The sequence below is a fragment of the Massilia sp. H6 genome, assembly GCF_024802625.1.
In the GTDB taxonomy this organism is placed as follows: Bacteria; Pseudomonadota; Gammaproteobacteria; order Burkholderiales; family Burkholderiaceae_D; genus Telluria.
In genome coordinates this window covers 598,013-610,085 of the sequence record NZ_CP103371.1, presented here as the reverse complement: position 1 = coordinate 610,085, position 12,073 = coordinate 598,013, and the positions used below count along the sequence as shown (strand labels likewise).

Sequence of the window (12,073 nt, the reverse complement as noted above, 5' to 3'; positions counted from 1 at the left end):
CAGCGCGTCAACACCGAATATTCAAGCTTTGTCACACAGCCGGAATCAACTGAGGTGACCAGGCAGAAGCACGAGCGGCAGAAGTGAATTGAATGACGGCCCCTACGGTGCACGGCGGTGCCTAGCGCCGTGCCCGCGTACGTACGGACACCTGTCGTGGACACTTCGGACAGCCTTCTTAAACGGCCCGTTTCGTCGCCGATCAAAGACTTAACAACGCTCAAGTTGAGGGCACGGATTGTGCACCTACGCCAGGGTCAATGGGCGCTTCGCCGCACTCGGGATGCCTTCCCGTGCAACGGAATTTTTCGGCTGACCAATGAGTTGATGCAGTATTGATACACCTGTCGCATAGGTCGTCAACGAAATTCTTTACAGCAATAAGTATGTCGCTTACAGTCGGGCTCCCACCCAATGTGCGCCGTATTTCATGTCCAAGCTGCAGTCTCCCGGTGCACTCGCCCTCTGGCGCGGCGAATTCACATCGCCCACACTCGAGTCGGCGTTCCTGCACGACCAGGGCGGCGCCATCCGGAAAGAATTGACACGTTCGCTGTCGTTTTGCGGGATCTTCTACTTGGCATTCGCGTTTGCCGATATGGCCCACTTGGGCCACAGCACCCAGACACTGGCATTGTTCGTACTGCGTCTCACCATTGCCGTGGTGGCCCTGGCCGGCATCGTGTTGACCCGCCGCAGCGCCAATCCAGGCCCCATCGCGTATCGCGCAGCCACGGTATTTGCCAGTCTTGCGATGCTTTCGTTCCTATTGGTCGCATATTTGCGGGGCGAGCCGCTTCTGCACGGCATGTCGATGGCCATCATGCTGATCATCGTGTACCTGTTCATTCCGAACCGCCTGGTCAACGCTAGCATCGTCGCAGTCAGCGCGAGCGTCGGATTTCTGGCTCTCATGCACGCCTCTGGCACGCTCAGCCCGCGCCACCTGTCGACCATGGCAATGCTCCTGCTGCTCGCGAACCTGTTCGGCGCCATTGCCGCGCGCCGCGACGCACGTTCGACGCGCCGCCAGTACTGGACCCAGAAAATCCTGATCAACCAGTCCTTGCGCGATCCCCTGACGGGTGCCTTCAACCGGCGCCATCTCGATGCCGGCCTGCTCCAACGTGAAATCGACCGCGCCCGCCGCCGCGAGGCCCCGCTGACGATCATCATGTGCGACCTGGATGGTTTCAAAGCCATCAACGACACCCATGGCCACCAGGCCGGCGATACGCTGCTACGGGACTTCGCGCACTTGCTGCTGTCGATGACCCGCCATGGCAACGATACGGTGGTGCGCTACGGCGGCGAGGAATTCCTGCTGATCCTGCCCGACACCCATTTGGCCGATGGCCAGGCCCTTGCCGAGCGCATGCGCGCATGCCTTGCCACAACCACCAGCCTGCACGGCGAGGTCAAGCTCACTACCACGGCAAGCTTCGGCGTGGTTGGCGCGCAGCTGTCTTCCTCCCTGCCAGAAATTGCCAGCCAGGCCTTGATCGCCTTCGCCGATGAGCTGATGTACGCTGCCAAACGTAGTGGCCGCAATCGCGTCCACGCGGCTAAATGGGAAGCCCCCAACACGGCCTAGGCCAGGGCCGGCTGGCGGCGCCCTGGCCGTGAGCCTGATCCTGCCGGCGCTGCCCTAGATTGCCCGAAGAATACCCGGCGGCTCTGGTAACATCGACGTTCACTTCCCGTTCGCCGCCATGCCACCCTCGTACGCCCGCATCGATCCCCGCTTCGCCCAGCCGGGCCACCCGCCCGCCACCATCGACGAATTCGATGGCGTGCGCTTTCTGCATCTGGGCACCTCGTGGGTGCAGGGCGCCATGCGCCTGGCCAAGCCGGATGCGATCGAGCTCGAATACGTGCAACTGATGATGATGTGGACGCTGTTCAAGGACGCGCCGCGGCATATCGTGCAGCTGGGCCTGGGCAGCGCGGCGCTGACCAAGTTCTGTCGCACGCGCTTTCCCGACGCGCGCGTGACGGCGGCCGAACTCAATCCCAACGTGATCGCGATCTGCCGCGCGCTGTTCGGCCTGCCCGGGAACGACGCGCGCCTGGACGTGCGCGAGACCAACGCGCTCGACTTCGTGCTCGATTCGCGCAATCACGGCCAGGCCGATGTGCTGCAGGTGGATTTGTACGACCAGGAGGCGCGCGGCCCGGTGCTCGATTCGCGCGAGTTCTACCAGGGCTGCCACGACTGCCTGGCGCCGGACGGCATCATGACCGCCAATGTGTTTGGGGACGTCAACCGCTACGACACCAACCTGGCCACCATGCAAGAGGTGTTTGACGCGGTGGTCTGGCTACCCGAGGTGCATGACGCCAATATCGTGGTTCTCGCCTTCAAGGATGCGCCCCAGCTCGATTTTTCGCTGCTGTACGAGCGCGCCGCCCAGCTCAAGCGGCGCCTGAACCTGCCGGCCAACCGCTGGGTCGACGGCCTGAAGGACTGGATGCAAGACCATGCCTAGCAAAATTACAGTAATCCCAGCGCCTGATCGGCCTTGACCAGGTTGGCGCGGTAGCCTGCCACCGCCTTGTCTGCCTTGCCCTGCGCCTGGGCCAGCGCAATCGCCTTCATGAACTGGGACTTGGCTTTGGCCGGATGCCCGGTTGCCAGCAACACTACGCCATAACTATCCTGCACGTTGTCGGACAAGCTGTATTTGCCGGCGTTTGCCTTCATCAGGCGCTCCGCGAGCAGCGGCAGCTGGCGCGGCCCGAGCAGCTCGTGGCCGAGGCGGTTGACCTCGGCTTCGCCCAAACTGCTCATCTCGAGTGCCTTTGCCAACTCGGCGTCGGATGCGCCCTGCTCCAGGCGGCGCAGCAGTTCCGCCCTGGCCGCCTCGCGTACCCGCTTGACGCGGGCAGCTTCGGCTGCTGCGATCACGCCTTCGACGGCGCTGACCACGAGCTGGGGCTGCTCCTGATGGATGTTATGCCCGCTCTCGGCCGTCACGATATGGCTGCCGTTACTGAAATTGCGGAAGAAGCGCTCATGCAGGCCGCGCCAGACCTGCACTGCGGCCGGGGTCTCGAGAAAGAGCTGCGGCTGCGCGCGCTTCTGGACCGAGGTCAGTACCGCCACCGGCACATCTGGAAGCGCGCCGGCGAAGGGCAGCTTGCCGCTATCGAGCACCGCCTGCACGCTGCGCAGCTCGGCATGGAGTTTGGGCGGCATGAATTGCTCGGTCAATTTGCTGTCCTGGTCGACGGCGGCCGCATCGAGCTTGCGCAGTTCGAGGTTGAAGCTCTCATCGCTCGGGTCGACGAACACCATGCCGGCCACCTGCTCCGGATGGCGGGCGGCAAAGCTACGGATCAGGAAGCCGCCGTAGGAATGCCCGACCAGCACGAAGGGGGGAGTCAAGCCGGCGGTGGCGATCAGCTGTTCGAGTTCGTTGGTGCGCGCGGCTATGGTCGGCGCCCCGGGGCGCGGGTCCGATTTGCCATGGCCGGCGCGCGAATAGGCCACCACCTTGGCCATCGCTTTCGCCGAAGCTGCCAGGGCCGGCGCCACGTTGCGCCACACGCCCAGGTCACGCCCGAAGCCGGCTTCCAGGATGACGGTATAGCTGCCCGCGCCGAGCGTGGCCACCTGTACCTGGTAGTCGCCGACCTTGAGCATCTCTGGTGCGGGCGACGCTGCTTCGAGCGTGCCGGACAGCGCCAGCGCCAGCATGGCGGCCGCGATGCGGCCCCGGTAGGAAAGTAAAGGGTGCACGAGCGTCTCCTGGAAGTAGTTGTTATTCCAGTCACATAAAGAGAGAATGGCTGGTGGCGATCATTCTACTGAGCGCACGGCGGCATCGGAACTGTAAGAACTGACAGCAGGCAGATGGAGGGGCGATGAAAGACGAACGGATAAGCGGGCAAGCGCTCGGCTGGCGCGAAGACTGCCTTGCGAACATGGCGCAGGCGCCGGACGCGGCGAGCCTGCATGCCATCGTTGTCGGCGCCGCGCGCGATCTCGGCTTCGACTATTGCGCCTACGGACTGCGCATGCCGCTATCGAGTACGCGCACCGTCATGTTCAACAATTATTCGGCTGCCTGGCAGGCGCGCTATGCCAGCCAGGCCTACCTGGCGGTCGACCCGACCGTGGCCCATGGCGCCAGCTCGCTGCTGCCGATCATGTGGAGCGAAGCGCTGTTCGCGGCTGCCCGTCCACTGTGGGAAGACGCGCGCGGCCACCACCTGCGGGTAGGTTGGGCCCAGGCCTCGCGCACCGCCGATGGCGGCACCGGCATGCTGACCCTGGCCCGCTCGCACGACCCCATCCTGGAACCCGAACTGCGCCATCGAGAAGGCAGCATGTCCTGGCTGGCCCACGCCACGCACGAATCGATGGCGCGCCTGCACCGACTGGAGGCGGCGGTAGCCTTGACCGCGCGCGAAGCCGAAGTGCTGCGCTGGATGGCCGACGGCAAGACCTCCAGCGAGGCCGCCGATATCCTCGGCCTGTCCGAGCGCACTGTCAACTTCCACGTCGCCAATGCAATGACCAAGCTGGGCGCGGCCAACAAGACCGCCTGCGTCGTCAAGGCCGCGCTGCTCGGGCTACTCTAACGCTGCCCGGCCGCCGCCGGCGACAGCGTGCCGACCGCTCATCCCTGGTTCGGAAAAGTTTCAGAAACATGCTAACTGCTGACCCTCGATCACCAGATAAATCAGCTAAATCACCAAAAGTGTTGCGTATTTCACAGCTGACTATTGTACTTACAGAAATATTTGTACAGAATCAAGAAGCTGTAGTTATAGGGGACACGATTTTTTGATGGCGATTTAACACTACAAAGGGAACATGATGGTGAATCAACCGAAGAAACGGGTATTGCTGGCAACTGCACTGGTCTCGGCGATGGCCTCGGCGTTTGCACAGGAAGCGGCGACCGACACCACTGAAATGTCGAAGGTCGTGGTACTGGGGTCCAGGACGCAGGCCAAGACCGCGCTGGACACCGCGGTGCCGGTTGGCCTGATCAGCGCGAAAGACTTGCAGTCGGCCGGCTCGCTCGAACTTGGCAAGGTGCTGCAGGATCTCGACCCATCGTTCAACTTCACGACGACCTTCATCAGCGACGGCACCGACATCATCCGCCCGGCGACCCTGCGCGGCCTCGGCCCCGACCAGCTGCTGGTGCTAGTCAACGGCAAGCGCCGCCACCAGCAGGCGCTGGTCAATGTGCAGCAGACCATTGGCCGCGGCTCCGCCGGCACCGACATCAACGCCATTCCCCTGTCCGCCATCGCTTCGATCGAGGTGCTGCGCGACGGCGCCGCCGCCCAGTACGGCTCGGACGCCATTGCCGGCGTGATCAACATCGTGCTCAAGAAGGGCGCCACCGACACCCTGGTCAGCGCCAGCGCCGGCACCACCAGCGAAGGCGACGGCGACACCTATACCGCCAGTGCGCACAAGGGCATGGCCTTGGGTACCGACGGTGGCTACCTGAATCTGTCGCTCGAAGGCCGTCGCCGCAACGAAACCAATCGCGCCGGCGTCGATTCGCTGCGCGTGAGTCCACCGCGCGTAACACAGCGCATTGGCGACTCGCTGGCCAAGGATGGCTACCTGTGGATGAACGCTGCGCTGCCGGTCGGCGGCGGCGAACTGTATGCCTTCGGCGGCGCTTCCAAGCGCACCGGCGACTCGTCGGGCTTTTACCGCTCGGCGGGCGACTCGCGCAATGTGCCGTCGGTCTACCCGAACGGCTTCCTGCCGAACATCATCACCACCGTCAAGGATGCCTCGCTCGCGATCGGCTTCAAGCGCGACCTGTCGACCGACTGGAGCGTGGACCTGAGCGTGAACCATGGCCGCAGCGAACTCGGTTTCCACGAGCGCAATTCGATCAACGTCAGCTATTTCTACGAGAACGGCAGTTCGCCCCTGGCCGCCGACACCGGCAAGCTGAAGTTCGACCAGACCACGCTGAACCTCGACTTCAAGGGTTCGCTGGACTTCGCCGGCGGCCCGCTGTACATCGGCACCGGTTTTGAATGGCGCCAGGACAACTACCAGATCGTCGCCGGCGAGCCGGTCTCTTACCAGTACGGCCGCACCAACAACCCGGCCCTCGTCATCCGCAACCAGAATGGCGGCATCGCTGCCTCGGGCATCCAGGGCTTCCCAGGCTACACGCCGGGCACCGAAGTCGACGACGGCCGCCACAGCACCGCCTACTACCTCGACCTCGAGCGCAAGTTCGGCGACACCCTGTCGGCCGGCGCGGCGCTTCGCCACGAGCGCTTCTCGGACTTTGGCAACACCACCATCGGCAAGCTGAGCCTGCGCTACGATCCGTCGCGCACCATCGGCCTGCGCGGCTCCGCCTCGACCGGCTTTCGCGCACCAGGCGTGCAGCAGCGCTTCTACAGCTCGGTGTCGACCAACCTGAATTCGGCTGGCGTGCTGACCGAGACGCTGACCGCGCGCGAGAACAGCGCCGTGACCCGCGCCTTCGGCATCGCACCGCTGCAAGAAGAGACCTCGAAAAGCGCCAGTGTCGGCATGATCCTGCGCCCGACCTCGAACTTCTCGGTGACGGCCGACGTATACCGCACCAACATCGACGACCGCATCGTCTTCTCGAGCAATATCGCACCGGAGTCGGGCGCCTGCCCGACGGCCGCGGCCTGCCCGATCAAGGCGATCCTCGATCCGCTGCGCGTGGGCCAGGCGCAGTTCTTCACCAATGCGATCGATACCTCGACCACGGGCTTTGACCTGGTGGCGCAGCACACCACGCGCGGTACCGGCTCGACCCTGGTGCTGTCCGGCCAGCTCGGCTTCAACCGCACCGAAGTAAAAGACCGCAAATCGCAGTCGGCGGTGCTGACCGGCACCCAGCTGTTCGACGACACGCAAGTGACCCTGATCGAGAAAGGCCAGCCGCGCCAGCACCACGTGGTCGCAGCCGACTACACGACCGGCCCATGGAACGCCACCGTGCGCGCCAACTACTTCGGCGAAGTCGAAGGCCAGGGCTTCACCCCCGGCTTCATCCAGACCTGGGAAGCCAAGTGGATCGTCGACCTGACCGGCCGCTACAACGTCAACAAGAAGCTGAGCCTGTCCGCGGGTATCAACAATCTGTTCGACACCTACCCGACCAAGTGGGATCCGGTCAAGGCAGCGCCGTTCCCGCAGCTGGGCTTCACCCACTGCTGGGAGACCTGCCCGTTCGGCATCAATGGGCGGTCGATGTACGCGAAGGTGGATTACGCGTTCTGATCCTGCCGCCGTAAGCTCCGCGATGCCACCTGGCATCGCGCAGTAGCGGGATATTTGCCGGCGCACGGCACTGTAGGTCATCTGCACGGTCATACATGGGACGTCTCCATGGAGCCGCATCGTGAACGATGACACCCGAACTGGCATGCAGGCCGCATGGCACTGCATGCCGCCAGAAGAAATTTTCCAGCAGCTCAAGACCTCGCATTCCGGGCTGAGCCAGAGCGAGGCCGACGCACGCCTTGCCCGCTACGGCGCAAACCGGCTCCCGGAAGCGGCCCGCAGCAATGCCTTGCTTCGCTTCCTGCGGCAGTTCCATCACATCCTGATCTACGTGCTGCTGGGCTGCGCAGTGCTTACCGCGATGCTCGGGCACTGGATCGATACCGGTGTGATCCTGGCAGTCGTTTTCGCCAACGCCGCCATCGGCTTCGTTCAGGAAGGCAAGGCCGAACAGGCAATGAGCGCCGTGCGCGATATGCTGGCACCCCATGCCAATGTGATCCGTGGCAACACCCGCGTGGGCATAGAGGCGGACAAACTGGTGCCAGGCGACATCGTACTGCTCGAGGCGGGCGACAAGGTGCCTGCCGACCTGCGCCTGGTCAGTGCCCACGGCTTATCCCTCCAAGAAGCCATCCTGACTGGCGAATCGGTTCCGTCCGAAAAACAGCTCAAGCCGGTGGCGGCCGGCGCGGCGCTGGGAGACCGCGCCTGCATGGCATTTTCCGGGACCCTGGTGGCCCACGGGCAAGGCAAGGGCGTCGTGGTGGCGACTGGCAGCGCAACCGAGATCGGGCGCATCAGCGGTTTGCTGGCGCAGGTGGAAACCTTGACGACTCCCCTGGTCGCGCAAATGGGCGTGTTTGCCAGGTGGCTAACCGTCTTGATCCTGTTGCTCGCTGCGCTATTACTCGTCTATGGCTATTTCGTTGGCCACCATGATTTCGACGAAATGTTCATGGCGGTGGTCGGGCTGTCCGTCGCCGCCATTCCGGAAGGCTTGCCGGCCGTGCTGACCATCACGCTGGCCCTGGGCGTGCAAGCGATGGCCAGGCACCATGCCATCGTGCGGCGCTTGCCTGCAATCGAAACGCTCGGCTCGGTCTCGGTCATCTGCACCGACAAGACCGGCACGCTGACCCGCAACGAGATGATGGTGGCATCGGTGATCACGCACCGGCACCGGTTCGTCGTGGAAGGCAGCGGGTACGCGCCGAAAGGCAGGCTCTTGCTCGACGATGCAACCGTGGCGCCAGCCGACCATGCCGTGCTGGAAGAGCTGGCCCGCGCCGCGGTGCTGTGCAACGATGCGGCGCTGCATGAGACAGAAGGCGTCTGGCAGGCCGAAGGCGACCCGATGGAAGCGGCGCTCCTGGCTTTTGCAGGAAAACTCGGCATGCAAGCGAGCAGCACGCACGCCGCGTGGCCGCGCACCGACGCCATCCCGTTCGATGCCAGGCACCGTTTCATGGCAACCTTGAACCATGATCGCGAACACCATGCGTGCGTGTTCGTGAAAGGCGCGCCCGAGCAGATCTTGTCGATGTGCCGGTTCCAGCATGGCGCAGATGGCGCGGCCGAGCCGCTCGATACCGCCTACTGGACCGGGCAGGCCGACCTGGTCGCCGGGCAAGGGCAGCGGGTGCTGGCCCTGGCGCAGAAGGCGGCTCAAGTCGACGCCAACGTGCTCGAACTGGCCGGGCTCGAAGGCGCGCTGACTCTGCTCGGCATGGTGGGCATGATCGACCCGCCCCGCGCGGAAGCCATCGCGGCGGTGGCCGATTGCCATCGCGCCGGTATTCGCGTCAAGATGATCACCGGCGACCATGCGCAAACTGCGGCGGCGATCGCCCGACAGATCGGGCTGCGCAACGCCGGGCGGGTACTGACGGGCGCCGACCTCGATGGCATACACGACCATAACCTCGGCCAGGCGGCGATGGACTGCGACATCTTCGCGCGCACCAGTCCCGAACACAAGCTGCGCCTGGTAACGGCCCTGCAGGCGCATGGCATGACGGTCGCGATGACCGGCGACGGCGTCAACGACGCGCCTGCACTCAAGCGCGCCGACGCGGGCATTGCGATGGGCAGGAAAGGCAGCGAAGCGGCCAAGGAAGCTGCCGAGATCGTCTTGACGGACGATAACTTCGCCACCATTGCCGCCGCCATTCGCGAAGGACGGACGGTGTACGACAACATCAAGAAGGTGATCAGCTGGACCCTGCCCACGAATGCCGGCGAAGCCCTGACGATCGTCGTCGCCCTTCTGTTTGGCATGACGCTGCCCGTCACGGCGGTGCAGGTTCTGTGGGTCAACCTGATCACGACCGTTACGCTGGGGATCGCGCTGGCGTTCGAGCCGACCGAAGAAGGCACCATGCGCCGTCCGCCACGGGCCCGCGACGAGCCGCTGTTAAGCGGAACACTGGTCTGGCATATCGTGTTGGTGTCGGTGCTGTTCCTGGCCGGCGTCTATGGCATTTTTACCTATGCCATCGGGCGCGGTTATTCGACGGAGCTGGCGCGCACGCTCGCCCTCAACACCTTGGTGGTCATGGAAATATTCCACCTGTTTTTCATCCGCAACATCTACGGAACCTCGCTGACCTGGCAAGCCGTGCGCGGCACCAGGGTCGTATGGGCCGTGGTGGTGGTGGTCACGCTGGCGCAGTTCGGGGTGACCTATTACCCGCCACTGCAAGGCATTTTCGGGACTGCCTCGATCGCCGTTTCGGACGGCCTGCTGGTGGTTGGCATTGGCGTTGCACTGTTTGCCATTATCGAAGCAGAAAAGCAGATCAGGCTGCGCCTGGTTGCCATCAACCGGGCAACGCACGGACAGGCCAGCTGAGCGGCTGGCCGCGGCGGCGTCGGCGTGGGCTGCGCACAGCCCGACTCTCACGCGGCCGCCGGCATGGCCTCGCGCAGGCCCGCCAGTTCTTCTTCGCCCAAGGTTTCTTTTTCCATCAGCCGCCTGGCTGCCGTCTCCAGTAACTGGCGCCGCGTGGTGAGCAATTCCACCGCGCGGGCAAAGGCAGCATCGACAATCTCGCGCACCGCGCAGTCGATCTCGCGCGCCGTCATCTCCGAATAGCCGCGCGGCCGGATGTCGGCCTGCGGCAAGCCGAGCATGGACGGTCGCTCTTGCTCGTAGGCGAGATGGCCCAGGCGCTTGTCCATGCCATAGCGGGTGACCATGCTGCGGGCGATATCGGTCACCTTTGCCAGGTCGTCCGCCGCACCGGTGGAGAGATGGCCGAACACGACATGCTCGGCGGCGCGGCCGCCGAGCAGCACCGCCATCTTGTTCTCGAGTTCCTCGCGCGTCATGAGGAAGCGGTCTTCCGTGGGTCGTTGCAGGGTGTAGCCAAGTGCACCGACACCGCGGGGAATGATCGACACCTTGTGCACCGCATCGCTGCCAGGCAGCGACATGGCGACCAGCGCATGCCCCATCTCGTGGTAGGCAACGATCTTGCGCTCCTGCGCATTGAGCAGGCGGTTCTTTTTCTCGAGACCGGCCACGATGCGTTCGATGGCGCCGGTAAAGTCATCCATGCCGACGGCATCGTGCTTGTTGCGCGTTGCCAGCAGCGCCGCCTCGTTGACCAGGTTGGCGATATCGGCGCCGGAAAAGCCCGGCGTGAGCGCGGCGATCTTCTCGCGTTCGACGTCGGGCGCGGTCTTGATGCCGCGCATGTGTACGTCCAGGATCTGCATCCGCCCGGTCTTGTCGGGCCGGTCGACCAGAATCTGGCGGTCGAAGCGCCCAGCGCGCAGCAAGGCCGGGTCGAGGATTTCTGGGCGGTTGGTGGCGGCTAGCAACACCAGGCCGGAGGCAGGATCGAAACCGTCCATCTCCACCAGCAACTGATTGAGCGTTTGCTCTTTCTCGTCGTGCCCGCCGACATAGGCGCCGCGTGCGCGGCCGAGCGCATCGAGCTCGTCGATGAAAATGATCGCAGGCGCCTTCTGCCTTGCCTGTTCGAACAGGTCGCGCACGCGGGCAGCGCCGACGCCGACGAACATCTCGACAAACTCCGAGCCGCTGATCGAGAAGAACGGCACGCCCGACTCGCCGGCAACGGCGCGTGCCAGCAGGGTCTTGCCGGTGCCGGGCGGCCCCACCAGCAAGATGCCCTTGGGTGTGCGTGCGCCCAGGCGCCCATATACCTTGGGATCCTTGAGGAAATTGACGACTTCCTTGAGCTCCTCTTTCGACTCGTCGACACCGGCGACGTCGTCGAAGCTGACTTTCACGCCGGTCTCGACATAGATCCTGGCTTTGCTTTTACCGATCGACATGAAGCTGCCTCCCAGGCCGCCCTTGTCGGCCAGGCGCCCCATCAGGAGCATCCAGATGCCGAAAAAAATAATCGCAGGAAGAACCCAGCCGAGCAGATTGCGCAAGAAGCTGCTCTGCACGACACCGGTAAAGCGTACGTCGTACTGGGCCAGGTCGCGCGCCAGATCGGCCTCGACCCTGGTGGTGACAAAGCGCGTGCTGCCATCCTGCAAAGGTTTGCGCAGCTTGCCGCGAATCGTGCTGGCGTCGATAGAAATTTCTTCTACATTATTCGCCTTCAGTTCCGCCATGAACTGACTATATGGCAGAGGCTCGACTTCGCGCATGAGTACCCAGGCATCGCGTAGCAGCAAGACGCCGAGCAGCGCAAAACTGACGTACCAGAGATTGAACTTGGTGTGCTTTTCCATTGTCGTCGCTCCGTGCAGTTGCCGGTAACAGCCGCCGGACTGAACCAACGGCGACAGCGCGTGCTGCATAGGAAGAGACTGCGGATGGACGAAAAA

The 12,073-nt window shown here is 63.9% G+C and carries 7 protein-coding genes; 5 read left to right on the top strand and 2 right to left on the bottom strand.

Translation table 11 applies throughout. From position 1 onward, the window contains the following. Window positions 1–430: 430 nt before the first annotated feature. Together NRS07_RS02650 and NRS07_RS02645 are read left to right on the top strand one after the other, a co-directional pair. Window positions 431–1,594 carry a GGDEF domain-containing protein gene (locus NRS07_RS02650; protein ID WP_259210895.1) on the top strand — a complete coding sequence of 388 codons (1,164 nt, stop codon included), beginning with the start codon at window positions 431–433 and terminating at the stop codon, window positions 1,592–1,594. 118 nt (window positions 1,595–1,712) lie between these two features. Beyond that, window positions 1,713–2,489 (top strand): spermidine synthase, encoded by a 777-nt coding sequence (locus NRS07_RS02645; protein ID WP_259210893.1) that lies wholly within the window; start codon window positions 1,713–1,715, stop codon window positions 2,487–2,489. A 5-nt stretch (window positions 2,490–2,494) separates the two neighbouring features. Here NRS07_RS02645 and NRS07_RS02640 read toward each other — a convergent pair whose 3' ends face one another. Further along, window positions 2,495–3,742, bottom strand: a complete 1,248-nt coding sequence (locus NRS07_RS02640; RefSeq protein WP_259210891.1) for an alpha/beta fold hydrolase — start codon at window positions 3,740–3,742, stop codon at window positions 2,495–2,497. A 125-nt stretch (window positions 3,743–3,867) separates the two neighbouring features. Between NRS07_RS02640 and NRS07_RS02635 the strand changes: the two genes are divergently transcribed. The 3 genes from NRS07_RS02635 (at window position 3,868) to NRS07_RS02625 (ending at window position 10,112) form a co-directional block, all read left to right on the top strand. Next, the gene (locus NRS07_RS02635) at window positions 3,868–4,587 is read left to right on the top strand and encodes an autoinducer binding domain-containing protein (protein WP_259210890.1); all 720 of its coding nucleotides are present in this window, start codon (window positions 3,868–3,870) and stop codon (window positions 4,585–4,587) included. A gap of 235 nt (window positions 4,588–4,822) precedes the next feature. Then, window positions 4,823–7,255: a TonB-dependent siderophore receptor gene (locus NRS07_RS02630; RefSeq protein WP_259210889.1), complete on the top strand. Its 2,433-nt coding sequence runs from the start codon at window positions 4,823–4,825 to the stop codon at window positions 7,253–7,255. A gap of 145 nt (window positions 7,256–7,400) precedes the next feature. After that, complete coding sequence (locus NRS07_RS02625) at window positions 7,401–10,112, top strand: cation-transporting P-type ATPase (protein WP_373889881.1); 2,712 nt, start codon at window positions 7,401–7,403, stop codon at window positions 10,110–10,112. Window positions 10,113–10,159: 47 nt separating this feature from the next. On the opposite strand, the gene ftsH is transcribed toward NRS07_RS02625, so the two are convergent. Continuing rightward, window positions 10,160–11,977: an ATP-dependent zinc metalloprotease FtsH gene (gene ftsH / locus NRS07_RS02620; protein ID WP_259210887.1), complete on the bottom strand. Its 1,818-nt coding sequence runs from the start codon at window positions 11,975–11,977 to the stop codon at window positions 10,160–10,162. Between the last annotated feature and the right edge of the window lie 96 nt (window positions 11,978–12,073).